The 22,970-nt window shown below is 73.5% G+C and carries 24 protein-coding genes; 13 read left to right on the top strand and 11 right to left on the bottom strand.

What is annotated here, in order from left to right:
- Genes BLA60_RS17205 through BLA60_RS17195 form a run of 3 tightly spaced genes read left to right on the top strand, consistent with a single transcriptional unit; the run spans position 1 to position 3,025 of the window.
- On the top strand, positions 1-2,082 hold the full coding sequence (locus BLA60_RS17205; protein ID WP_075133902.1) for an ATP-binding protein: 2,082 nt from the start codon (positions 1-3) through the stop codon (positions 2,080-2,082).
- Between the two features lie 5 nt (positions 2,083-2,087).
- Positions 2,088-2,384 carry a hypothetical protein gene (locus tag BLA60_RS17200; RefSeq protein ID WP_075134019.1) on the top strand — a complete coding sequence of 99 codons (297 nt, stop codon included), beginning with the start codon at positions 2,088-2,090 and terminating at the stop codon, positions 2,382-2,384.
- Positions 2,385-2,395: 11 nt separating this feature from the next.
- On the top strand, positions 2,396-3,025 hold the full coding sequence (locus tag BLA60_RS17195) for a class I SAM-dependent DNA methyltransferase (RefSeq protein ID WP_075133901.1): 630 nt from the start codon (positions 2,396-2,398) through the stop codon (positions 3,023-3,025).
- Here the strand turns inward: BLA60_RS17195 and BLA60_RS17190 are convergent.
- Positions 3,013-3,948: a peptidoglycan recognition protein family protein gene (locus BLA60_RS17190; RefSeq protein ID WP_075133900.1), complete on the bottom strand. Its 936-nt coding sequence runs from the start codon at positions 3,946-3,948 to the stop codon at positions 3,013-3,015. The genes BLA60_RS17195 and BLA60_RS17190 overlap by 13 nt on opposite strands.
- Before the next feature lie 108 nt (positions 3,949-4,056).
- Here BLA60_RS17190 and BLA60_RS17185 point away from each other — a divergent pair, with 108 nt between their 5' ends.
- Together BLA60_RS17185 and BLA60_RS17180 are read left to right on the top strand one after the other, a co-directional pair.
- Positions 4,057-5,136 carry a phospholipase effector Tle1 domain-containing protein gene (locus tag BLA60_RS17185; protein WP_162292973.1) on the top strand — a complete coding sequence of 360 codons (1,080 nt, stop codon included), beginning with the start codon at positions 4,057-4,059 and terminating at the stop codon, positions 5,134-5,136.
- 64 nt (positions 5,137-5,200) lie between these two features.
- Positions 5,201-5,566, top strand: coding sequence for a DUF488 domain-containing protein (locus BLA60_RS17180; protein ID WP_075133898.1), 366 nt, complete (start codon positions 5,201-5,203; stop codon positions 5,564-5,566).
- Between the two features lie 4 nt (positions 5,567-5,570).
- Here BLA60_RS17180 and BLA60_RS17175 read toward each other — a convergent pair whose 3' ends face one another.
- The 9 genes from BLA60_RS17175 to BLA60_RS17135 all read right to left on the bottom strand — a co-directional run bounded on the left by BLA60_RS17175 (position 5,571) and on the right by BLA60_RS17135 (position 14,209).
- The gene (locus tag BLA60_RS17175; RefSeq protein WP_342744751.1) at positions 5,571-6,995 is read right to left on the bottom strand and encodes an NADH-quinone oxidoreductase subunit N; all 1,425 of its coding nucleotides are present in this window, start codon (positions 6,993-6,995) and stop codon (positions 5,571-5,573) included.
- Position 6,996: 1 nt separating this feature from the next.
- Positions 6,997-8,475, bottom strand: coding sequence for a complex I subunit 4 family protein (locus tag BLA60_RS17170; protein WP_075133897.1), 1,479 nt, complete (start codon positions 8,473-8,475; stop codon positions 6,997-6,999).
- A gap of 3 nt (positions 8,476-8,478) precedes the next feature.
- Complete coding sequence (locus BLA60_RS17165; protein ID WP_075133896.1) at positions 8,479-10,320, bottom strand: proton-conducting transporter transmembrane domain-containing protein; 1,842 nt, start codon at positions 10,318-10,320, stop codon at positions 8,479-8,481.
- Between the two features lies 1 nt (position 10,321).
- Positions 10,322-10,627 (bottom strand): NADH-quinone oxidoreductase subunit NuoK, encoded by a 306-nt coding sequence (locus BLA60_RS17160; protein ID WP_075133895.1) that lies wholly within the window; start codon positions 10,625-10,627, stop codon positions 10,322-10,324.
- Entirely contained in the window at positions 10,624-11,181 is a 558-nt protein-coding gene (locus BLA60_RS17155) for an NADH-quinone oxidoreductase subunit J (RefSeq protein ID WP_075133894.1), read from the bottom strand. The genes BLA60_RS17160 and BLA60_RS17155 overlap by 4 nt, the downstream gene beginning before the upstream one ends.
- Before the next feature lie 8 nt (positions 11,182-11,189).
- A complete protein-coding gene (locus BLA60_RS17150; RefSeq protein WP_075133893.1) occupies positions 11,190-12,104 on the bottom strand; it encodes a complex I subunit 1 family protein in 915 nt (304 codons plus the stop codon).
- Entirely contained in the window at positions 12,097-13,035 is a 939-nt protein-coding gene (locus BLA60_RS17145) for a hypothetical protein (protein WP_245812022.1), read from the bottom strand. The genes BLA60_RS17150 and BLA60_RS17145 overlap by 8 nt, the downstream gene beginning before the upstream one ends.
- Complete coding sequence (locus BLA60_RS17140) at positions 13,005-13,346, bottom strand: NADH-quinone oxidoreductase subunit A (protein ID WP_075133891.1); 342 nt, start codon at positions 13,344-13,346, stop codon at positions 13,005-13,007. The genes BLA60_RS17145 and BLA60_RS17140 overlap by 31 nt, the downstream gene beginning before the upstream one ends.
- A gap of 62 nt (positions 13,347-13,408) precedes the next feature.
- On the bottom strand, positions 13,409-14,209 hold the full coding sequence (locus tag BLA60_RS17135; protein ID WP_075133890.1) for an alpha/beta fold hydrolase: 801 nt from the start codon (positions 14,207-14,209) through the stop codon (positions 13,409-13,411).
- A gap of 317 nt (positions 14,210-14,526) precedes the next feature.
- Here BLA60_RS17135 and BLA60_RS43325 point away from each other — a divergent pair, with 317 nt between their 5' ends.
- Together BLA60_RS43325 and BLA60_RS17130 are read left to right on the top strand one after the other, a co-directional pair.
- Positions 14,527-14,688: a hypothetical protein gene (locus tag BLA60_RS43325; protein ID WP_154814411.1), complete on the top strand. Its 162-nt coding sequence runs from the start codon at positions 14,527-14,529 to the stop codon at positions 14,686-14,688.
- A gap of 60 nt (positions 14,689-14,748) precedes the next feature.
- Positions 14,749-15,669: a universal stress protein gene (locus tag BLA60_RS17130; protein ID WP_075133889.1), complete on the top strand. Its 921-nt coding sequence runs from the start codon at positions 14,749-14,751 to the stop codon at positions 15,667-15,669.
- A gap of 2 nt (positions 15,670-15,671) precedes the next feature.
- Here the strand turns inward: BLA60_RS17130 and BLA60_RS17125 are convergent, their stop codons facing one another.
- The gene (locus BLA60_RS17125) at positions 15,672-16,409 is read right to left on the bottom strand and encodes a maleylpyruvate isomerase family mycothiol-dependent enzyme (RefSeq protein ID WP_075133888.1); all 738 of its coding nucleotides are present in this window, start codon (positions 16,407-16,409) and stop codon (positions 15,672-15,674) included.
- A 45-nt stretch (positions 16,410-16,454) separates the two neighbouring features.
- On the opposite strand from BLA60_RS17125, the gene BLA60_RS17120 reads away from it, so the two are divergent.
- The 6 genes from BLA60_RS17120 (at position 16,455) to BLA60_RS17095 (ending at position 22,967) form a co-directional block, all read left to right on the top strand.
- Entirely contained in the window at positions 16,455-17,351 is an 897-nt protein-coding gene (locus tag BLA60_RS17120; protein WP_075133887.1) for a MerR family transcriptional regulator, read from the top strand.
- Between the two features lie 109 nt (positions 17,352-17,460).
- The gene (locus BLA60_RS44850) at positions 17,461-17,805 is read left to right on the top strand and encodes a hypothetical protein (RefSeq protein ID WP_075134017.1); all 345 of its coding nucleotides are present in this window, start codon (positions 17,461-17,463) and stop codon (positions 17,803-17,805) included.
- On the top strand, positions 17,802-18,200 hold the full coding sequence (locus BLA60_RS44845; protein ID WP_075133886.1) for a MerR family transcriptional regulator: 399 nt from the start codon (positions 17,802-17,804) through the stop codon (positions 18,198-18,200). Before BLA60_RS44850 ends, BLA60_RS44845 begins: the two co-directional genes overlap by 4 nt.
- A 28-nt stretch (positions 18,201-18,228) precedes the next feature.
- The gene (locus tag BLA60_RS17105; protein WP_342744753.1) at positions 18,229-19,140 is read left to right on the top strand and encodes an arsenic resistance protein; all 912 of its coding nucleotides are present in this window, start codon (positions 18,229-18,231) and stop codon (positions 19,138-19,140) included.
- A gap of 54 nt (positions 19,141-19,194) precedes the next feature.
- Complete coding sequence (locus tag BLA60_RS17100; protein WP_075133884.1) at positions 19,195-20,190, top strand: hypothetical protein; 996 nt, start codon at positions 19,195-19,197, stop codon at positions 20,188-20,190.
- A gap of 2 nt (positions 20,191-20,192) precedes the next feature.
- Positions 20,193-22,967 carry a CHAT domain-containing protein gene (locus tag BLA60_RS17095; protein ID WP_075133883.1) on the top strand — a complete coding sequence of 925 codons (2,775 nt, stop codon included), beginning with the start codon at positions 20,193-20,195 and terminating at the stop codon, positions 22,965-22,967.
- The last annotated feature ends 3 nt before the right edge of the window (positions 22,968-22,970 follow it).

Genomic DNA, 22,970 nt, shown 5'->3' with positions numbered 1-22,970 from the left:
ATGACCCTTCCCGTCGAGCACCTGCGGCTGCGGCTGGCCGAGCTGCATCACGCCCTGCGCGTGGCCGTCGACCGGCAGTCACGCCTGGCCGCCCGGCTCACCCGCCCCGACCTCACCCCGTTCTGTGTCACCGACGAGCAGGTGGCGCTGCTGCTGGAGCGGGTCGACGAGCTCACCGGGGCGCTGTCCGAACCTCCGGCCCCGCCCCGCGCGGATCCCGAGTCCGAACAGGACCTGCGCCGGCTGGCCGCCGCCCGGGGGGCGCGCCTGCCGCTGGATGCCCTGGCGACCCGCTTCGGCCTGACCCGGCAGGAGCAGGACGCCCTGCTGTTGGTCGCCGCTCCTGAGCTGGATCCGGCCTACGAACGGGTCTACGCCTACGTCGTGGACAACCTCAACCGCCGCGCTCCCAGTGTCGAGCTGCTGGTGACGGTCATCGCCGAGACTCCGGCGAGTCGGCTGGCGCTGCGTCGTGCTCTCGGGCCGGCCGGCCGGCTGCGGCGCTTCGGTCTGCTCCGCGCCCACGGTGACCCGCCGGTGGAGCTCGCCCAGGAGCTGACCCTCGGCCGGGGCGTGTTCGACGTCCTGCTGGGGTGGGGCGCCGATCCGGGTCTGGTGGGCCACGACCCGGGTGAGGTCACCGCCCCGGCGCCGGCTTCGCCGGTGGCGGCGCCCCGCCTGGCCGACCTGGCCAGGGCGCTCGTCGCCGGTGAGATCGATGTGGCCGGTCTGTGGGGCGCCCCCGCCGACACCCAGCTCGACACGGCCGTCGCGTTCGCCGCCGCCGCCGGGAAACCGTTGCGCCGCATCACCTCCGACCTGCCCACCGATCTGCACACGGCGGCGGCGCTGGGCGCGGTGCTGTGGCTGCCGACCGACGACCTTCCGGCGGTGCCGGCGGATCCGCTGCTGCGCTCGCGGGTGCCGCTGTGCCTGACCGGGCTCACCCCGTGGCGTCCGCCGGCCCTGCTGGCCGCCCGCGCCTACGCCGAGCTGACCTTCGCCACCCCGGGTTTCCCGGAGCGCCGCGCCATGTGGTCGGCGGCCTTCCCCGCCCTGGACGGCCGGCTGCTGGAGGACCTGGCCGCGCGCTACCGGATGAGCGGCGGTGAGCTCCGCGCGGTCGCCGCCGTCGCCGGCACCGGTGCCCGCTTGGCTGGCAACGGTCACCCCGAGCCGGTGGCCGAGCATGTGGAGCCGGCGATCGCCACCGTCACCCGGGGCCGCAACAGCGGCGCGGTCCGCTCGGTGGTTGCGCGCCGCACCCTCGACGACCTGGTCCTGCCCGACGCGCAACGCGCCCAGATCGTGGAGATCGCCTCGGCCGCGCGGGCCTGGCCGAGGATCGCCGAGAACTGGGGGTTCGCGCGGCGCTCCGGGCAGGGCGGCATCAAGGCGCTGTTCACCGGCGAGCCGGGCACCGGCAAGACGATGTCCGCCGAGGTCGTGTCCGGGATGCTGGGCCTGGAGCTGCTCAAGGTCGACCTGGCGCAGGTGGTGTCCAAGTGGGTGGGGGAGACCGAGAAGAACATGGAGGCGGTGTTCCAGCAGGCCGAGGACAGCCACGCGGTGCTGTTGTTCGACGAGGCGGACGCGCTGTTCGGCAAGCGCGGCGACGTCAAGCACGGCACCGACCGCTACGCCAACCTGGAGGTCGGCTACCTGTTGCAGCGCCTGGAGGACAGCGAGGGCCTGGTCATCCTGACCAGCAACCTCAAGGAGAACATCGACTCCGCGTTCACCCGCCGGTTCCAGTTCGTCGTGCACTTCCCGCGTCCGGGTGTGGGGGAGCGGCACCGGCTGTGGAGCCTGGCGTTCCCGCCGCAGGCGCCGCTGGCCGCCGACGTCGACGTGGAGACCCTCGCCCGGCTCGACCTGACCGGCGCCGGCATCATGGCCGCCGCCAGGACCGCGGCGCTGGCGGCGGCCGACGAGAACGCCGGGGACATCGGCATGCGGCACGTGGTGCGCGGCGTGTCCCGGCAGTTCCAGCGGGAGGCTCGGCTGTTCCGCCCGTCCGAGCTGGGCCCGTATGCTGAGTTGCTGACCGACGTTGCTGGCCGCCAACCGACCACGGGGTGAGGTCGATGCCCGAACTGCTTCCGCCACAGCAGCAGCCCGCCGTCCCGGTCACCGCCGGGGAGCTGCGTACCGCCGCCGCGGCCGACAGGGGAACCAAGCCGCTGGTGCTGGTGCCGGCCGTGGTCGGCAACGCCCAGGCGGCCAAGACCGCGATGGACGCCCAGTCCACGACCGTGCCCTCGCACGTGGCGTCCACGATGGCCGCCGGCCAGGACCGGGTCGGCAACGCGGCGGTGGCCGGCGCGGCGCTGCGGGTGGTGCCGATGGCCGTGCCGGCGAAGGAGACCAAGCCCGGCGGGTAGCGTGCACGGTCGTGACCAGCACCGAAGCCACGACCCGCACCGCCTACGACTCCGTCGCCACGCTCTACGCCGAGCTGGTCGACGGCTGGGTGGCCGCCGCCCCGCTGGAGCGGGCGTTCCTGGCCGCGTTCGCCGAGCTGGTGGACGGCCCGGTCGCCGACGTCGGCTGCGGCCCCGGTCACCTCACCGGCCACCTGCACTCGCTGGGGGTGGACGTGCACGGCGTGGACGTCTCCCCGGAGATGGTCGCCCTGGCCCGCGCCGCGTTCCCGCACCTGAGCTTCGCGGTCGGCTCGATGACCGCCCTGGACGTCGCCGACGGGTCACTGGGCGGGATCCTCGCCCACTTCTCCACGATCCACACCCCGCCGGCCGAGCTGGCGGCGGTCCTCGCCGAGTTCCACCGCGCGCTGGCCCCCGGCGGCCACCTGAACCTGGGTTTCTTCGGCAGCGAAACAGGTTCGGAGCCGACGCCGTTCGACCACCGGGTCACCACCGCCTACCACTGGCCGGCTGACACCCTGGCGGACCTGGTGTGCCGCAACGGGTTCGTCGAAGTCGCCCGGCTGGCGCGGAAACCGGGCGAGCGGGAGCGTTTCCTCCAGTCGCAGCTGTTGGTGGTCAAGCCTCAGCTGTCGTAGGCGGCGCGCAGCCGGGTGTCGAACTCGTCGACCAGGTCCCGGGGCAGGGTCGTGGCCAGCGCCTCGGCGAGCTGGCCGACCTGGTCCGGGGTGACCTCGGCGGAGTCCCGCACCTGGTGCAGGGCCGCGATGATCCGCGCCTCGTCGTCGAGCAGCGGGGCGATCCGCTGGATGATCGTGTTGCCGTCCAACGTGTCCAGCACCTGCGCGGGGATCGCGCCCGGTGTCGTGTTCGACACCTCGCGCGCGCCGCGCACCGGGTCGCGCACGTAGTACCGCTGGCGCAACATGCCCGCCACCCGGTCGTGGACGAACTTCAGCCAGCGGTGTTCCTCGGGTGTCACGTCGGCCTCCAGGTTCCGGGCCGCGTCCCGGAACGCGGCCATGTCGATGGTCCGGCCCGGCGCCTCGCCGGGGTCCCACTTGCCGGTCACGCTGGTCTCGGCGTGCGCGCGGATCCGTTGGACGTCACCACGTCCGCACACCGCGGCCACCACGTTGGCCCACACCAGCGCGGCCCGGTACTGCGCCGGGCGCATCGGCCGGTCGCCCGGGTAGACGATCTCCAGGCCCAGCACCCGCCGGTTGAACGACGACGTCGTCGGCAGCGGGCCCATGGACCGCCCGCCGGACGCGCCGGCGTGGTTGGCCGGATGGGCGGCGATGACGGTGATCGAGCCGTCGTCGTTGCCGGCGTAGTTGCACAGCGGCCCGCGCAGGTCGGGCCGTCCGTTGATCAGCAGCGCGCCCACCCCGGTGCCGGGCAACGCGATCCCGTACCCGGTCGCCGTGTGGTGCACCAGACCGCCCTCGTAGGCGGATGTCTGGCCGTTTCCCCGGTTTCGCCACCCGGCGGCCTCGCGAACCGTGATCCCGGCGGCCCGCAGCCGCGCGTTGATCTCCTGACACCGTGCGACGCTCACCGGTCCAGCATGCCCTGGAGCGGGCACGCCACCGTCTCGCGCGCGTCACCGCGCCGTCGCCACCGCGTGTACCCCGTAGCGAATCGGTGCGGGCGAACGATTTTTCGGGTGACGGGGAAGGAGGACACCATGGATCTGGTGGTGTTGCTCGACGGAACGTGGAACGACCTGAACGAGAACACGAACGTCAGTCAGATCTACGAACGCCTTGTCGCCGCACCGGGAAACGGGCACGACTACCGCTGCCACTACGTCCCCGGCGTCGGCACCGGCCGCTTCGACCGGCTGCGCGGCGGCATCTTCGGGTTCGGCCTCGACGACAACATCCGTGAGGGCTATCGGTTCCTGGCCGCCAACTGGCGCTCGGAGCAGGACCGGATTTTTCTCATCGGCTACAGCCGGGGCGCGTTCACCGCGCGCAGTCTCGCCGGCATGATCGCCAAGTGCGGCCTGGCCGACCTGTCGGCGATCGGCGACGAGGAACTGTTCGCCCGCTACCGCGACACCGACGCTCCCGGCCTGCGCGAGCTGCGCGAGGACCACGGGCTGGCCGCCACCCCGGCCGACCACGCCCTGCTCGACGGGTCGCGGCTGGTGCGCATCCGGTTCGTCGGCGTGTTCGACACCGTCGGCGCGCTGGGCATTCCGGGCACGCTGGGCCGGTGGCTCTCGCGCCGCCGCTACCAGTTCCACGACACCCAACTCAGCGGCCTGGTCGACCAGGCGTGCCACCTGATGGCCGTCGACGAACGCCGCCGCCAGTTCGCCCCGACCCTGTGGACGGGGGTGCCGCGCCCGACCCCCGGCCACCCGACGGTGGTCGAGCAGCGCTGGTTCGTCGGCGCCCACGGCGACGTCGGCGGCGGCGGGTCCGAGCAGCCGCCGCTGGCCGCGCTCACCCGGGAGTGGCTCGTCGAACGGGCGGCGGCGGCCGGGCTGGCGATCAGCGCGGAGCCCGTGCCGGACGCGGCGTGGCAGGGCGTGTGCCACGACCCGTCCTCGTCGGGCATCTGGCGGATCCTGCGCCTGCTGCCCGGAAACGGCCCGTACCTGCGGCCGATGCACACCGGCGCCGACGAGGTCCTGGACGGGTCGGTGGTGCGCCGCTGGGGGTGGGGCGCCCCGCCGTACCGGCCGGCCAACCCGAGCCTGCGCGACTGGGTTCGCCAACTCAGCGGCACCGGCTGACGAGTTGCGGCCCGCCCGCACCACCCCGAGACTCGGCCCCACCGACGATCGGGGAGGACACAGCATGACAGCGGGAACCATCCGGATCCGCCGGGTCTACGACGACCTCGACCCGGACGACGGGTTCCGGGCACTGGTGGACCGGGTGTGGCCGCGCGGCCTGCGCAAGGAGTCGGCCCACTTCGACGCCTGGGTGCGGGCGGTCGCCCCGTCCACCGAGCTGCGCCACTGGTTCGGCCACGACCCGGACCGCTTCGCCGAGTTCCGCACCCGCTACCACGAGGAGCTGACCACCCCCGAACGTCAGGCGGCCCTCGCCCAGTTGCGCACCGCCGCCACCCCCGGCCCGCTGACCCTGCTCACCGCCACCCGCGACGTGTCCCACAGCCACGTCGCGGTCCTGGCCGAGGTCCTGCGCCGGGACTCCTGACCGCTCACCCGTGCAGGGACCCGGCGACGGCCGCCAGCACCGGGCCCGCCAGCACACCGGCCGCCACCGACACCGGCGCGGCGACGTAGGCCGTCACGCCCGCCCACCGGTCGGCCGCCGCCAGCGACGGCTCGCCCCGCATGACCGGGGCGATCCAGCGCAGGTAGTAGAAGACGCTGGCGACGGTGTTGACCGCCGCCAGCACCACCAGCCAGCCCAGGCCGGCGTCCAGCGCCGCGGTGAACACCGTCAGCTTGCCGGCGAACACCCCCGTCGGCGGTGTGCCGACCAGCCCCAGCAGGCACACGACCAGGCTCACCGCCAGCCACGGGCGGTACCGGCGCAGGCCCGTGTAGTCGGCCAGCGACCGCGCCCCGGGCAGCGCCGCGACCACGGCGAACGCGCCCAGGTTGGTCACCGCGTAGGCCGCCAGGTACAGCAGCAGCGACGGCAGCGCCAGCGTCGCCCGGCCGGCGGCGGCCACCGCCATCAGCACGTAGCCGACCTGGCTGATCGTCGAGTACGCCAGCAGCCGGCGGACGTCGGTCTGGAAGAACGCCGCCAGGTTGCCCAGGGTCATCGTCGCGGCGGCGACGACCGCGACCAGCAGCGGCCAGTCCAGGCCGGCGCCGGCCAGCGGCACGTCGACCAGCCGGTAGAGCGCCACCGCCGCGCCGATCTTCGGGATGGTGGTGATCACGGCGCCGGCCACCGGGTGGGTGCCCTCGGTGGCGTCGGGCACCCAGAACTGCGCGGGCACCGCGCCCGCCTTGAACAGCAGCCCGCCCAGGACCGCGACCACCCCGACGGCCACGGCCGCGGCCGGCGCCCCGGGCAGCATCCGGCCCAGCATCGGGTAGTCGCTGCCCCGGCCGACACCGGTCAGCAGCATCACGCCGACCAGCAGCGTCGTGCCCAGCAGCGCGCCCAGCAGGTAGAACTTCAGGCTCGCCTCGGTGCCGGGCGCGTCCTTCCAGAACCCGACCAGCGCGTAGAGCGGGACGCTGGCCAGCAGGTAGGCCGCCGCCAGCAGCAGCAGGTCGTTCGCGCCGGCCAGCAGGATCGCGCCCAGCGCGCCGAGCAGCAGCAGTACGACGAACTCGCTTTCCCGCGCGTGCCCGCGCAGCGCCCCGGTCAGGCCCAGCACCAGCAGCACCGACACCCCGACCACCGCCCGGGTCGCGGCGGTCGCCACGTCGACGGCGTAGGTGTCGGCGAACACGGCCGTCGGCTCGTCCGGCCAGCCGGCGATCGTCGCCACCAGACCGCCCACGCAGGCCAGCGCGGCCAGCGCGCGCACCGGCCACTGCCGCGCCCGGGGCAGGAACGACCCGAGCAGCAGCCCCAGCACGGCGGCGCCGGCGAGGAACAGTTCGGGCAGCAGCCGGGCGAGGTCGGCGGCCATCGCCGCGACCATGTCGGTCTCCACGTCAGCGGCTCACCAACTCGCCCAGCGTGCGGGCGGCCGGTTCGACCAGGTCGAGCAGGAACCGGGGGAACAGCCCGACGACGACCGCGAGCACCATCAGCGGCGCGATCGACAGGGTCTCCGCGACGGTCAGGTCGGCCACCGCCGGGCGGGTCGCCGGTCCCAGGAACAGCCGCTGGTAGGCCCGCAGGAACAGCGCGGCGGTGATCAGGATCCCGAGGAAGGCCAACGCGGTGGGCACCGGCGCGCCGGGCAGCGACCCGGTGAAGATCTGGAACTCGGCGATGAACCCGGAGAACCCCGGCAGGCCCAGCGAGGCGAACGCGGCCAGCGCGGTCAGCCCGGCGAAGGCCGGCGCGCTGGCCGCCAGCCCACCGTAGGCGCCGAGGTCGTAGCTGCCGCCCCGCTCGTGGAGCACCCCGGCCAGCAGGAACAGCGCGCCGGTGATCAGGCCGTGGCTGACCATCTGGGTCAGCGCGCCGGTCACCGCCAGGTCCTGCGCCTGCGCGTCCGAGGTGGACACCAGGCCGGCGGCGCCCACGGCCAGCACCACGTAGCCCATGTGGTTGACCGACGTGTAGGCCACCATCCGTTTGAAGTCCCGCTGGGCCAGCGCCACCAGCGCCCCGTAGAGCACCGAGACCACCCCGACGACCACGATCGCCCACGCCCAGTCCCGCCACGTCCCGGGCAGCATCGGCATGGCGATCCGCACGAACCCGTAGGTGCCCAGCTTCAGCAGCACCCCGGCCAGGATCGCCGAGCCGGCCGCCGGTGCCTCGGTGTGCGCGGGCGGCAGCCACGTGTGGAACGGCACGGTCGGGGTCTTGATCGCCAACCCGAGCAGGATCGCCGCCAGGACCAGGGTGGCGACGCCTCCCTTGCCCGCCAACGGGTTCTGCTCGGCCAGCGCCACCATGTCGAAGGTGTGCGGCCGCGCCGAGAGGTACAGGCCGATGAAGCCCAGCAGCAGGGCCAGCGAGCCGAGGAACGTGTACAGGAAGAACTGCAGCGCCGCGCGGGCCGCGTCGCGGTGCCCCCAGCCGGCGATCACGAAGTACATCCCGACGATCGACAGGTCGAAGAACACGAAGAACAGCACCAGGTCCAGCGACACGAACACCCCGAGACACACGGTCTCCAGGAACAGGAACAGCGCCGCGAACGACCGGATCCGGTCGGTGTGGCGCAGCGAGTACACCGCGCAGGCCAGGAACAGCACGGTGGTCAACGCGACCAGCGGCAGGCTCAACCCGTCGACCCCGACGTGGTACCCGGAGCTGACACTGGGGATCCACCGGTGGTTGACCTCGTAGCCGTAACCGTCACCGTCGTGGCCGATCCACAACGCGACGGTGAGCACCACCTCGACCGCGCTGGCCACGATCCAGGTCCACCGCACGGCGCCGTCGCCGAGCCGGGGCAGCGCCACCAGCCCGGCGGCCACCGCCACCGGCAGGAAAACCAGAATGCTGAGCACGCCTCACCGTCCGTTCGACAGCACGATCAACAGCACGGCCAGGGCGGCGAGCGCCACCACGGCCTGCGCGTAGTACTGGTGCAGCTGCCCGGTCTGCGGGCGCCGGGCCAGCCGCCCGAGCCGGCCGGCGCCGCTGGCCACCGCGCGCACCAGCCCGTCGACCGACCACTCCACCCGCCGGTCGGTGACCCTGGCGAACGCCGTCCCGACGGCCGCGCCGGCCGCCACGCCCCGGTCGATCACCTGGTCGTCGAACCGGGCCAGCGCCCCGGCCCCGGCCAGTCCCGGCGTCACCACGGCGGTGCGGACGAACCGCTCCAGCCCGAGCCAGTCGTCGGTCCGGTCCAGCTCGTGCCGCCCGTCGGCCGGCTGCCCGACCGGGTCCCGCCGCACGGTCACCGCCGCGACCACCCCGGCCACCCCGACCGCGACCGCCCCGGACGCCACCGCCTCCCACCACGCCGGCCCGGCCGGGTCGCCGCCGCCGACGATCCCGGCGAACCACGCCCACACCCCGGGAACCACCAGCACTCCCAACGCCACGGCCCCGGCGGCCAGCGGCACCAACGCGCCCGCCTGCCATCCGGACACCCGCCCGGCCAGGGCGACGTCCGGCCGTGACCACACGATCGCCACCGCGCGGGCCGCGTACGCGGCGCTCAACCCGGCCGCCGCCAACCCCAGGACGTAGAGCCACACCGAGTCGCCGAGGGCGCCGGCCAGCACGTGGTCCTTGGTGACCCAGAGGGCCAGCGGCGGCGTCCCCGCCAGCACCAGCCCGCCGGCCGCGAAGCTCACCCCCACCACCGGGTACACCCGGCCGGCGCCGCGCAGCCCGGCCAGCTCCTTGGTCCCCAACGCCGTCAGCCACGCCCCGGCCCCCAGGAACAGCAGGCTCTTGGCCAGCGCGTGCGCCACCAACTGCCCGCCGCCCCCGGCGACCCCGCCGGTGCCGGCGGCCAGCACCACGAACCCCAGCTGCGCGCAGGTCGACGCGGCCAGCAACTGCTTGAGGTCGTGCTGTACCACCGCCACCGCCCCCAGCAGCACGGCCGTCAGCGCGCCGGCCACCGCCGCCACCGCCCCCGCCCACGGGGTCGCCGCCAGCAGCGGTTCCAGCCGCAGCAGCAGGTAGCCGCCGGCGGCCACCATGGTCGCCGAGTGCAGCAGCGCCGACACCGGGCTCGGGCCGTCCATCGCGCGCGAGAGCCAGAAGCTGAACGGCAGCTGCGCCGACTTGCCCAGCGCCGCCAGCACCACCCCGGCCGCCACCGCGTCGCGCCACCCGTCGGGCAGCCCGGCCAGCGCGTCCAGCGAGAGCCCGCCGGCCCCGCCGGCCAGGGCCGCGCCGGCCGCCAGGTACAGGCCGAGGTCGGCGGCCCGGGTGGTCAGGAACGCCACCGTGCCGGACTCGCCGCGCCGGGGCTCGCGCCACCGGTAGCCGATCAGCGCGTAGGACGCCGCCCCCATGACCTCCCACGCCATCAGCAGCGACAGCAGCGTCGTGGCGGTCACGGTGACCAGCATCGCGCCGGCGAACACCAGCAGCAGCCCGAAGAACCGGGCCCGCCGCAGTTCCGGCTCGCCGGTGGCGAACACCGTCACCGCCGCCAGCACGACGGCCACCAGCACGCACATCACGGTCGACAGTCCGCCGGCCGCCAGGCCGAACGACACGCCAGCCACGAACGACGCCTCGACGGCCGGCCCGCGCACGAGAGCCAGCACCAGCACCGCGAGCGCGGTCACCAGCGCGACCGGCGCGGCGATCCGGTCGGCCCGCCGGCCGCCCACCAGCAACCCGCCGCCGGCCAGCAGCGGTACCGCGATCAGTGTCCAGAGCATGTCAGTCCCGCAGGTCCGCGGCCATGTCGGTCATGTCGACGTCGCGGGCGCGGAACACGGCCGTGGTGACGGCGAACCCGGCGGCCATCTCGATCGCCATCGCGGTCACCGCGAGCACCACCACGACCTGGGCGTCCGGCCGGTCGGCCGAGGTGAAGTACCAGAACGCGGCCGCGCCGACGATCACCGCGTTCACCATCAGCTCGATCCCCATCATGATCATCACGATCGACTGCTGGGACAGCGCCCCGTAGAGCCCGACGGACAACAGCGCCGAGGCGAGCAGCAGGTAGTCCGGCAGGGTCATCGGCCGAGTCCTCCGCGTACCGGGTCGTCCGGGGTGGCGCGGTCCAGCGCGTCGCCGTAGCGGTCGTAGCGACCCCGGTGGGTGGCCAGCACGACGGTCACCACGATCGTGGCGAACAGCGCGAGGCCGAGGGTGATCATCGCCAGCATCTTGGGACCCATCAGGCCCTCGCCCAACTGCATCGTCGGGTCGTCCGGCCGCGGCGGCCCGCCGTCGGGCCAGTCGATCAGGTACACCCCGGCGGCGAGCACGGCGAACACCCCGGCGGCGATGCCCAGCGAGCCCTTCTGGTTGTGCACCATGGTCATCGGCATCAGCCCGGCCGGGTTCATCATGTACATCACCATGAACACGACCATCACGACCATCTCCATGACCATCATCAGGATGACCAGCACCCCCAGGTAGGTCAGCTCCACCAGCAGCACCGCGACCCCGGCGAACACGAACGACGCGAGCAGCGCGAACGTCGCCCTGGCCATGGAGTCCACCCGGAACACCGCGATGCCGGCGGCCACCGCGCCGACCGCGCACACCCAGAACACCACCGCCACGACGCCTCCTAGAGCACCACGAGGGACACGATCAGAGCCTGCAGCAGCGTCGCCGGCACCAGCACCATCCAGGCGATCTCCGCGTACCGTTCCATGCGGACGGTCGGCAGCCGGTGCCCGGCCCACACCAGCGCGCCGAGCACCACGGCGGTCTTCACCAGCGACCACAGCCAGTCCGGCAGCAGCGGCCCGGCGCCCCCGCCGAGGAACAGCGGCACCGCCATCGCCGCGCCGGACACCAGCAGCACCCACCGCCCGGCCGAGAGCACCAGACGGTCCACACCGGACAGTTCGGCCAGCGCCCCACCGGCGAGGTCGGCGCCGGCCGGGTGGTCGAAGGGCCGGGCGAACGCCATCCCCAGCACCGACACCAGGTACACCACGAACGCCACCGGCATCCACACCGCGAACCACAGCCCCTGCTGGGCGGCCACGATGTCGCCGATCCGCAGCGACCCGGCGCCCAGCGCGGCGGTGGTCAGCACGAACATGTGCGGCAGCTCGTAGGCCAGCCCCTGCGCCACGAACCGGTAGCCGCCGACCAGCGCGAACGCCGAGTTCGGCCCCCAACCGGCGAGCCACACCGCCGCCCACGCCATGATCTCCATGGCGTTGAACCACACCACCCCGACCGACAGGTCACTGACCACCCACCGCCCCAGCGGCGTCACCATCGACGCCAGCACGGCGGCCACCACCAGCACCACGCCCGCACCCCGCCACAGCAGCCCGTCGGCGGCCAGCGTCCGCCGCCGCTGCTGCACCAGCAGCCCGGCCACGGCCCGGCCCGGCGCGGCCACCGCCGCCCCGAACCCGATCCGCGCGGGGTCCAGTCCCCGGTCCAGCGCGACGGCCGCCGCCGCGAACGCGACCAGTACGGCCGGCAGGACCAGCGCACCCCACCAGGGCGTCTGCTCAACCATGGTGCGACGGCTCCAGGTCGGGGTCCAGGCTCGCGACGACCAGCCGCGCGTTCGCCAGCTCGGTTCCCGCCAGCAGCTCCGGCAGGTGGTCGAGCGCCCAGCGGGTGTCGGGCGGCGGCCCGGTGCCGTCGAGCCACCCGTACAGCCGGGTCAGCGCGTCCCCCGCGAACGGCCCGTCGGTGACGTGTCCGACACCGGCCAGCAGCCAGCGCAGCGTCCTGGACCGGCGCACCCGCGCGGTGAACCGCGCCAGCCCGTCGGCCGGCCGCCCGTCGAGGACCGCGTCCCGCAGCCGCTGCGCGACGACGGCCTGGTCGGTCCACCCGGCCAGCGCCAGCAGCCGCCCGCACGCGTCCAGCCGCCGGGCCACCGGGTCGGCGCCGGACCAGAACGCGTCGCCGGTGGCGGTGCCGGCACCGGCGACCTCGACCGTGGCCGCCGTGACGACGTCACCCTGGAGTCGCGTGTGGACGATGAGCCCGGCCGGCCAGTACGCCAGCACCGGCCCGAGCGGCACGTGCAGTTCGTCGAGCGTCAGCCCGTCCCGGTCGGGCGCCCGGTCTGCCATGAACACGTCCTCGACCGGTTCGGTGTGGTGTGTCCGCTGGCGCACGGGGTCGCGCAGCGCGGCGAGGGCGTCGTCGAGCAGCCGCTCGTCGAGCGCCTCCGGGACGTCGACCCGCACCCTGGGCGCGGGGATCGAGTCCCAGACCCGGCGCAGGTAGGGCTCCAGCCAGGGGGCGTGCCCGGCGACCACCAGGAGGTTGGTCCGCGCCGGGTTCAGTGCCGGGCGCCAGCCGCGCGCCAGTACGGCCCGCTCGACCGCGACCCTGGCCGAGGTGCCGCCGGGGGCGGTGACGACCATCGGGCGGGGCGGGGTGTGCCGCAGCAGCCAGCCGGTCACGTCCACCGCAGCGCGCCCTCCCGCCACGCGTAGATGACACCGGCGAACAGGATCGCCAGGAACACGAACATCTCCACGACCGCCGTCAGCCCTTCCTCGGCGACGACCAGCGTCCACGGGTACATGAACACCATCTCCATGTCGAAGGCGAGGAAGACCATCGTGATCGCGTACCACCGGACGTGGAAGCGCGACAGCGCGTGTTCGGCGGGCGCGTGTCCGGACAGGAACGGCGCCACCCCGGTGGCCGTCCTACTGAGACGGACGAGGAAGGCGACTCCGTGGAGCGCGCCGACGGCCAGCAGCACCGCCCCGCCCAGGAGCAACGGCCCTGTCATCGCCGCACCTCCGCCCCCGTCACCGTGCCGTCGAAAAGCCTAGGGCGACCCGCGTGCACCCGCTACCTGGCCGGATCCCCGAGGAACTCGGCGATTCGCCCGGTCCAGGTCCTGATGTCCGCGACGGTCGACGAGACGTGCAGCCGCGCGCCGGGGATGAGGTCGCGCAGGGTCCGCGCGGTGTCCACCGGGTGCAGCGGATCGGTGTCCCAGGCGAGGATGAGCGTGGGGTGGGTCAGCGTCGCGATCTGTTCGTGGGACGGCAGGTCGGACATCCCGGCGCCGCGCAGGACCGCCGGGAGCAGGTCGTCGGTGACGTCGGGCACGAAGCTGTAGTGCGGGTAGTCGGCGAAGATCGGCGGCCGTTCGCCGCCGGCCATCCGCGCGCGCCAGCCGGCCGCGCCCTCCCGTTCGATGCTCTCGGCGGTGTCGAAGTACCACTGCCTGGCCTGCCGCTCGCCGCTTTCCCAGGCGACCGGCGGGATCATCAGCACCAGCCGGCCGAACCGCGCCGGCGCGGCGATCGCGGCCCGCAGCGCGGTGTCACACCCCAGCGACGACCCGGCGAAGTCCACCGGTTCGGGCAGGTCGAGGCTGTCGAGCAACCCGAGCAGGTCCTCGGCGATGTTCTCGAACCGGTAGTCCTCGGCGACCGGGCGGCCGCTGGAGAAGCCGTGGCCGCGCTGGTCGTAGGTCAGCACCCGGTGCCGGTCGGCCAGCGATCCCACGTCGAACAGTTCGAGCCGGGCGACGGCCGCGCGGCTGAGCATGACGCCGTGGGCGTAGCCGAAGGACGGTCCGGAACCGGTGAGCTGGTAGGCGATGCTGGCGCCCGCGCGGGCGAAGAAGCTGTCGGTGGACATCGACCCTCCTGTCGTCGCCCACCTGTATATACCCCTTACCCGTATGAGCGCAATTACCCCCAGGGGGTGTCGTCAGCGGTGCGGTGTCACCGACGGCGATCGTTCACCGAATTCCTGAGGTGGGTCCAGTGATTGCAAACTGTTGAGCGGTGTGCGAAGTACCGTCTGGGAGAAGGTCGTCGACGCGCTGCTGGTGCTGGCCGGGGAGCGGTACTGGTGTTCCTGACCGGGATCAGTGTCGGCGGCTCCGACGGTCTGGAGTTCCGGACCCCGAGTGACGGCACGGAGATGACCGGCGATCTGAAGGTCGAGGGGAGGTGCCGGACGGTTCCCAGATCTGGTTCGTCGCCGACACCGGCGACGAGGCGTCCCGACGGCTGCGGGAGGCCAGGGACGATCCCGCGCGGGGGCTGGACCGCTCGACGGTGTCGGACGCGGACGCGGTCCCCTGTGTCGACATGAGCAAGGACGTGGCCTGACCCGGCCACGTTATCCCCCGGCCCCGGCGGGGTACTCGGACGACCACAGGAGGTGGTCGTATGGCTGAACAGGCACGGGAACCCCGGGTGATCGCCGGCTACGACGGTTCGGAGTCGGCGCGTACGGCGGTGACCTGGGCGGCGCGGGAGGCCGCCAGCCGGGGGCTGGGGCTGACCGTCGTCCAGGTGGTCGACTGGCCGGTGTCCGACTCGCCGCCGCCCGCGGTGCGGCTGATGCCGCCGGCCGGCACGCTCCTCGACGACGACACTCTGCGTAACCAGGCGGAACGCCAGGTGGCCGAGGTCACCGACGAGGCGCGGCAGACGTGGCCGGGGCTGGTCGTCGGCGGTGTGGTCGAGTTCGGCCGGGCGGCGGAGACTCTGGTCAGGATGGTCGGCGAGGAGGACCTGGTGGTGATCGGGTCGTCCGGGCGGACCGCGCTGCCCAGGATGCTGCTGGGGTCGACGGCCGCCGAGCTGGTGCACACCTGTCAGCGCCCGGTGGTGGTCGTGCGCGACGCCAAGGATCCGTCGGACATCGCCGGGCAGGTCGCCGGGCGGGTGGTCGTGGGGGTGGACGGGTCGAGTACCAGCGAGCGGGCGATCGGGTTCGCGTTCGACTTCGCCGCGCGGCACGGCCACGAGCTGGTGGCGGTGTACGCGTGGTCGAACCTGCCGTTGGAGGCGATGGAGCCGATGGGCGTGTGGGACCAGGACCCGGCCGAGGTCGGCAAGGAGGCCGAGATCCTGCTCGCGGAGTCGCTCGCCGGGTTCCAGGAGCGGTTCCCGGAGGTGTCGGTGCGCCGGGAGGTGCTGTTCGACCGGCCGGCGCACGCACTGGTCGCCCAGGCCGACGGCGCGGCGCTGCTGGTGGTCGGCAGCCACGGCCGGGGCGCGGTACGCAGCGTGATCGTCGGCTCGGTCAGCCATGCGGTGATCTACCACGCCCCCTGCCCGGTGGCCGTCGTGCGCGGCGGGTGAGGTCAGGCGAGGGTGTTGGCCAGCCAGTGGTCGACGAGGTCGCGGTCGCCGGCGACGGCGACCCGGTCCACCGGGGCGCGGCGGGTGAGTACCAGCACCAGGTCCTGGACCGGCCCGGACAGTGTCACGTCCGCGTCGGTGGTGGCGCGGGCCCAGCGCACGCCGTCGGGGACGCGGGTGATCAGCCAGCCGGGGCCGGTGTCCGGGCGTAGCTGGAGGGTCTGGCCGGTGCCGCGCAGCTTCTCGAACCCGGGCCGCAGGTCCAGTGTCGCCGGGTGGCAGAGCACCTCGAGCCATTCGCTGATCGCGTCGCCGGCGAGCGCGGGGGAGACGCCGAAGGGGGCGCCGGTGGTGGCGGCGGCGTCCGCGTGGTGCACGACCAGGTCGTGCACCATCCGTCGCAGCCAGAAGACCGCCGGCCGGTCCCCGAAGAACGTCCACACCGGACGATCCCCGGCTGCCAGCACCGCGTCGGTGAGTTCGTCGGCGCCGGTCCGCAGCCAGTCGGGCCAGTCGGCCACCGACCCGGGGTCGGCGTCGGTCGGGTCGGGTACCGGACTGGGCCCGGACCGGACGATGTCGGCGGCCCAGCGCTGCGCCTGACCGACGTGCCCGACCAGCACCCGCAAGGTCCATTCCGGACAGGTGGGCACGGTGACGTCCGGGTCGGCACCGGCCACGGCCGTGGTGAACCCGGTGGTGTGCGCCGAAAGCCCCTCCGCGAGCTGTGCGAGATCCATGGGACGTACCGTAGAAACTCCACCCGACTGGAGGTTCCACGAAAGGTGACCGAGGACACGATCGGTATCGGCGACCTGGCCCGGCGCACCGGCCTCCCGATCCGCACCATCCGCTTCTACTGCGACGAGGGTCTGCTGGAGACCTCCCGCAGCGCCGGCGGCCACCGCCGCTTCGACACCGCCGCGGTCGAGCGTCTGGTCCTGGTCCAGCGCCTCCGGGCACTGGGCCTTGGCCTGCGCTCCATCGCCGACGTCCTGACCGGCGAGCGTTCCCTGACCGACACCGTCGCCGAGGAACGGGCGGCGCTGGACCGTGAGTTCGCCTCCCTGGCCTGGCGACGCTCGGCCCTGCGGGCGGTCGAGGAAACACCCCCACCCGATCGAGCGGCCCGCCTGGACCTGCTCTCGGCGGTGGGTGACGGCGCCGCCGCTCACCACACGCTGGTCGGTCTCTGGCGGCCCATGACGACCGGCCCGATCCCCCCGGACACCGCCGAGATGTTCCTCGACATCAGCGCTCCGCGCCCCCCGGCTGTCCCGACTCCCGCCCAGGTGCTCGCCTACGCCGAGCTGGTCCTGCTGGCCGCCGACCGGACCCTGACGGCGTGTGTCCGAACCAGCACCCTCGCCCACCACGAGAAGATCGCTGACCTCGGTGCCCTCCACAACGCGGTCGGCGAGGCGTGTCAACAAGCGTTCCCCCAGGTCGAAGCCGGTGCCGCCCCGTCACCGGGTAAGCCGCTGGACCAGTTCGTGGCCGCCCACGCCACGGCCCTGCGCACCCCCGACACCCCCGGTTTCCGTCGGGCGCTGAACCGCCGCACCGCCCCCGACCGCGACCCGAGAATGCGCCGCTACTGGCACCTGGCCGCCGAGGTGACGGGGGACCCGACGAGCCTGGCCCACCTGTGGCTGCTCGACGCCCTGGACCGCTCGGCGTGAGGCGGACCTGATCGCCGCCCTGACCAGCGCGCTGTGACCCACGTCCCGTTGAATTCGGTACCCAGGTACGGGGTTAGCGTGGTCGGAGGGCGACGACCAGGAGGTGGACATGCCAACACCGTCGCGGTTCGGCGAGGGATGGGCACCAGCGGACGCGTGCACACTGCCACTGGGCGACCAGGCAGGACGCTTCGCGGAGTTCGACGAGGTTTTCGCCAAGGGGCTACAGGAAGCTCGTCGCCTGGGGCCGGAAGAGGTGCGGCTCCGGTTCACCGGCGGGCCGGAGGTGGACGAGCAGGTGCGGGACCTGGTCGAACGAGAGGCGGACTGCTGTTCGTTCTTCGACTTCACCGTCGAGCGGCAGTCGGACGGGCTGGTGGTCGACGTCCGGGTGCCGGTCGGCAGGACGGCGGTGCTGGACGGGCTCCTCGCCCAGGCCGAGGCGGCGCTGTGAGGTCGGGGGAGGTGGCGGCGGCCGCCGGAGTGAACCTCCAGACACTCCGCTACTACGAACGCCGAGGCCTGCTGCCCGAACCGCCCCGAACCCCGGGCAACCACCGAAACTACGACACCGAAGCGGTGACAACACTGTTGGTGGTGAAAACGGCCCAGCGACTGGGCTTCACCCTCGACGAGGTCGCCGACCTGCTGGCGGTCCGCCACGGCGCCCCGGACCTACGGGACCGCGCCCTCGCGAAGATCGCCGAGGTGGAAACCCGGATAGCGGACCTCTCCACGATCCGAGAACACCTGATCCGCGTGGTCGACGCCCACTGCGAGAGCCTCACGAACTGCCAGTGCGGGAACTGCCCCTTCGCCGACCTGTTCCCACGCCCCCAACCGCGGTGAGACGAACAAGAACCACGGGAGCCCGCCACTGTCCAACCTGGAAACCCACCAGATCGCCATCTACCTGGGCGCTCTGGCCACCGGCGCCCTCACCGGCTGGGCCATCCCCTCGGCCACCTCCCTCGCTCCCGCCATCACCCCCGCCCTCGCCCTTCTCCTCTACGTCACCTTTCTCCAGATTCCCCTGACCAGGCTCGTCCCCCGCCCGGACCGCTTCCTGGCCGCGGTCCTCATCGGGAACTTCGTCCTGGCTCCCCTGGCGGTCGCCGCCATCTTCCCTTTTCTTCCCGAGAACCTGGCCATCAGAACAGGTGTCCTGCTGGTCCTGCTCACCCCGTGTATCGACTACGTCATCGTCTTCAGCGGACTGGCCGGCGGGGCGAGCGAGAAACTCCTGGCCACCACTCCCGTTCTCCTGCTGGCCCAGCTGATCCTGCTCCCCGCCTATCTCTTCCTCTTCCTGGGACCGGACCTCGCCGACCTCGTCGACCCCCGCCCTTTCCTGGAAGCCTTTCTTTTTCTGATCGTCGTCCCGTTGACCCTTGCCGCGCTCACGCAGCGTGGGAAACGGCAGGCGGCGAAAGCCATGGTTCCGCTCATGGCCGTCACGCTCTTCACCGTCACCGCCTCGCAGATGTCGGCGCTCGATGTCGGTGTTGTCCAGGTGGTTCCGTTCTACGCGTTCTTCCTGGCGGCCATGGCCGTCGCCGGTACGGCGCTCGCCCGGGTGTTCCGGCTGGACGGACCGGAATCGACAGCGGTCATCTTCAGCGGTGCCACGAGAAACTCGCTGGTGGTACTGCCGCTGGCTCTTGCCCTGCCGAGCCAACTGGCGGTCGCCTCGGTCGTGGTGGTGGCGCAGACGCTGGTCGAACTGGTGGGAATGGTGATCTTCGTTCGGGTCTTCGGGGACCGGTCCCCGAAACCCCGGGGATATTGACGCCCGGAATCACCGCCCGGTTCAATCGACACGTCCGCGACGAAGGGGGCGGCTGTGGTGGGGCGCTGGGGGATCTTCGGTATCGCGGTCGGCATCTTCCTGATGACCGGGACCGACGCGCGTCTGGTCGGACTGGGGATCTGGTGGGTCGGCGTGCTGATCCTGGTCGACTCGTTCATCGGTGACGGGCTGGCGGTGCAGTTCCTGTGGGGGATCGGCGTCGGCGTCGCCGTGTGGGGGTTCACCGACGGGTGGGTCGAGGTCGCGGTCGAGGACCGGGGGCAGCTGGTTGTCGCGGCGATCAGTCTGGTGTTGGCGTTGATGACCGTGGTGCGGTCCATCCGGTCGCCGCAGCGGCCGCTGCCGGCCGGCGGGAAGGGCCAGCTGCAACGCGCCCTGTCCCAGTGGGACCTCGCGCGCACCCAGGTCGCCTCGGGGCAGCGGCTGCGCGGCGGGCTCAACTACCAGGACACGATCAACCACCTGCTGCGCTGCCTCACCCAGGACCGGTCCGATCTGATGCCGCTGCACCACGCCATGTCCGCGGCCGGCCGGGAGGGACTGCCGGTCATGGACCAGCTCAACGCCACCCGCCCGCTGCGCCTCTACGCCCGGCTCACGCTCGCCGCCGCGCACCTGGCGGATCCGGTCGGCGGGCAGCCGGCGCTGGTCGCGGGGGCGGTGGCCGGCGACGACAACCCGGGGATGGACCTCAACGGTGACGGGCCGCTGTCGGCGCAGGCGCGGATCGCCGGGGCGGCGCAGGCGCGGCTGCTGCTGGCGCGGTTCATCCTGGAACGGCCCGCCCTGTCCTGGGCGGCGGTGCCGGCGTGGGTGGTGGGCAGCGGCGGACCGCTGAACTTCTTCGGGGAGCGGAAACGCTTCTACCAAGCGGTGTTGCCGTCCTGTGACGGGATGGCGCCGGAGGCCGAGGCCCGCCAGCTCGCCCAGGAGAGCGTCGACCTGTACACCGAGCTGTGCCGGATCGTGCCCGGGTACGAGTCGGAGCGGGAGCGGGCCAAGAGAATTCTGGCCAGAAGCCTGGCCTAGCCATGGGGCACAACCTGATGGCGATGGTCGGCGGGCTCACCGTCGTCACCTTCTACGCCGGCCACGGGCGGATCCTGTTCCTCACCCGCTACCGGCAGTTCGGTTTCGGGCTGGGCTTCCTGTGCTACGCGGTGGCGAACTTCCTGGGAACCATGGAGGGCTGGGGTTTCGACGTCGCCCACGTCTCGTTCGTCATCGCCGGCGGTGCCGGGTTGCGACGCACGATGCTGTTCGAGCGGCAACGGCGGGCGGACGCGGCGTTCGCGCCGGACCAGGCGGCCCTCTGGCACGCCGAGGGCCAGCACGGGCTGCGCGTGTTCCTGGCCACCGGCGACGGCGACGCGCTGGACCGGGCCGTGGACCGGTTCCGGGACGCGGTCACCGCCACCAACGGCCACACCTCCCAGCTCACCCACCGCGCCGCCCTGCTCACCGCGTTGCAGGCCCGCTACGAGCGGCGGCGGCACCTCGACGACCTGGACGAGGCCATCGGCCACGGCCGCACCGTCGACGACTACCGGGGCGGTGTGCGCTGCGGGCTGGTGCTCTCGCTGCTGAGCACGGCGCTGCGGCTGCGCCACGACCACGTCGGCGGCGCCGGCGACCTGCGGGACGCCCGCACCGCCTGCCACGCCGCGACCCGCCTCGTCCCGTTCCGCAGCCGGCATTTCCCGCGTTGCAGCAGCGAGTTCGCCGCGCTGTACCGGGCCGAGTACGACCGCACCGAACAGCCCGAGTTCCTGGACCTCGCCATCGAGCGGGTGCGCCGCGGCGTGCGGTCCGCGCGGCTGACCGGCGCGCCGCGCCCCGTGGACCTGATGACGCTGTGCGACCTGCTGGCCGAACGTGGCCGCCACGGCGCCAACGCGGCCGACCTGACCGAGGCGGTGGACGTCGGCCGGTCGGCGCTGCGCGGCCTGCTGCCCGGCGACCGCCTGTTCCAGCAGGGCCAGAACACCCTCGCCCACGCCCTGCGGACCCGGTTCGGGCTGCTGCGCCGCGTCGACGACCTGGACGAGGCGATCCGGCTCGCCCACCGGGCCAGCGGCCAGGTTTCGGTGACCGATCCGCAGTGGGCCGACCACCGGCTCAACCTCGCCCTGGCTCTGCACGACCGCCACCGGTTCGGCCGCGCCCACGCCCAGCGCGACCGCAACCTCGGCTGGGCCCTGGACGCCGCCCGCGATGCCGCCACCCACGACCTGGCCGACGTCCCGACCAGGATCCGCGCCGGTCTGGTCCGCGGCGACATCGCCGCGTCCACCGGCGGGTACGCCGAGGCGGTGACCGCGTTCGCCGGTGTGATCGGCCTGCTTCCGCTGGTGGCGTCGCGTGAGCTGCGCCGCGAGGACCAGGAGGACCGGCTGGGCCGCTGGTCGGGCATCGCCGCGAACGCGGCGGCCTGCGCGCTGGCCACCGGCGACCAGCGGCGGGCGCTGGTCCTGCTGGAACAGGGCCGGGGCGTGCTGCTCTCCCGCGCGATGGACACCCGCGCCGACCTCACCGCCCTGCACGCCAGCCACCCGGCGCTGGCGGCCGAGTTCGAGGAGCTGCGTGAGGCGCTCGACCCGTCGCCCGACCTCGGCGACGTGCTGGACAGCCCGCCTGACGCGCCCACCGAGGACCAGGCCCGGCGCACCCGGCGCGCCCGGACCGAACGCTGGGACGACCTGCTGGCGCGGATCCGCGCCGAGGACGGGCTCGCCGGCTTCGCCGCCACCCCCGACCCGGACCGCGTCCTCGCCCAGGGCGCGGCCGGGCCGGTGGTGTACCTCACCGTCAGCGAGTACCGCGCGGACGCGATCGTCGTGCGGCCCGACGGCCCGCGCACCGTGCCGCTGACGATCACCCCCGCCCAGGTCGGCGAGCGCACCGACACCCTCCACCACGCCCTGCGCGCGGTCACCGACCTGGACCGCCAGCGGGCCGTGCACGACGTGTTGGCCTGGCTGTGGGACGAGGTCGTCGAACCCGTGCTCGACACCGCCGGCATCACCGGCGCCGGGCCGCCGCCGAGGGTGTGGTGGATCCCCACCGGCCCGCTGGCGCTGCTGCCGATCCACGCCGCCGGGCACCACCGCGACGGGATCTCCTTGCTGGACAGGGCGATCTCCTCCTACGCGCCGACCGTGCGGGCGCTGGCCGCGGCCAGGGACCGGCCGGCCGCGCGGTCCGCGCCGCGCCCGCTGGTCGTGGCGATGTCCCACACGCCGGGCGCCGCGCCGCTGCCGGGCGCGGAACGGGAGGCGGCGCTGGTGCGCGAGCTGTTCCCCGGCGGGGTGTCGTTGCGCGACGGCGAGGCGACCCGCCAGCGGGTGCTCGACGAGCTCCCCGGTCACACCTGGGCGCACTTCGCCTGCCACGGCATGATCGACCGCGACATTCCGTCCCGGGGCCGGCTGCTGCTCCACGACCACCAGGACCGGCCGCTGACCACCGCCGACATCTCCCGCCTGGTGCTGCCGGAGCCGGCGCTGGCCTACCTGTCCTCGTGCGAGACCGCGCGCACCGGGCCCCGGCACACCGACGAGGCCATCCACCTGGCGTCGGCGTTCCAGCTGGCCGGTTTCCCGGACGTCATCGCGACACTGTGGGCGATCCCCGACCGGGCGGCCCGCGACTTCACCCGGGACACCTACACCGAGCTGCACCGGCTGATCCGGTCCGGCGCGGCCCCGGACGCGGCCGGCGCGGTGCACGCGGCGACCCGCACGGCCCGCGACAAGTTCCCGAACCTGCCCGGCCTGTGGGCCGGCTACGTGCACCTCGGCCGGTGAGCG

It is taken from the genome of Actinophytocola xinjiangensis (assembly GCF_001921215.1).
GTDB classification, from domain to species: Bacteria; Actinomycetota; Actinomycetes; order Mycobacteriales; family Pseudonocardiaceae; genus Actinophytocola; species Actinophytocola xinjiangensis.
Note: the sequence above shows the minus strand (reverse complement) of the source record. Positions and strands in the feature narration are given on the sequence as shown.

Coding starts and splice junctions, on each gene's coding strand:
- BLA60_RS17205 (WP_075133902.1), top strand. CDS start 1: ATGACCCTTCCCGTCGAGCACCTGCGGCTGCGGCTGGCCGAGCTGCAT.
- BLA60_RS17200 (WP_075134019.1), top strand. CDS start 2,088: ATGCCCGAACTGCTTCCGCCACAGCAGCAGCCCGCCGTCCCGGTCACC.
- BLA60_RS17180 (WP_075133898.1), top strand. CDS start 5,201: ATGACAGCGGGAACCATCCGGATCCGCCGGGTCTACGACGACCTCGAC.
- BLA60_RS17165 (WP_075133896.1), bottom strand. CDS start 10,320: ATGCTCTGGACACTGATCGCGGTACCGCTGCTGGCCGGCGGCGGGTTG.
- BLA60_RS17160 (WP_075133895.1), bottom strand. CDS start 10,627: ATGACCCTGCCGGACTACCTGCTGCTCGCCTCGGCGCTGTTGTCCGTC.
- BLA60_RS17150 (WP_075133893.1), bottom strand. CDS start 12,104: ATGGTTGAGCAGACGCCCTGGTGGGGTGCGCTGGTCCTGCCGGCCGTA.
- BLA60_RS17140 (WP_075133891.1), bottom strand. CDS start 13,346: ATGACAGGGCCGTTGCTCCTGGGCGGGGCGGTGCTGCTGGCCGTCGGC.
- BLA60_RS17135 (WP_075133890.1), bottom strand. CDS start 14,209: ATGTCCACCGACAGCTTCTTCGCCCGCGCGGGCGCCAGCATCGCCTAC.
- BLA60_RS17130 (WP_075133889.1), top strand. CDS start 14,749: ATGGCTGAACAGGCACGGGAACCCCGGGTGATCGCCGGCTACGACGGT.
- BLA60_RS17125 (WP_075133888.1), bottom strand. CDS start 16,409: ATGGATCTCGCACAGCTCGCGGAGGGGCTTTCGGCGCACACCACCGGG.
- BLA60_RS44850 (WP_075134017.1), top strand. CDS start 17,461: ATGCCAACACCGTCGCGGTTCGGCGAGGGATGGGCACCAGCGGACGCG.
- BLA60_RS17095 (WP_075133883.1), top strand. CDS start 20,193: ATGGGGCACAACCTGATGGCGATGGTCGGCGGGCTCACCGTCGTCACC.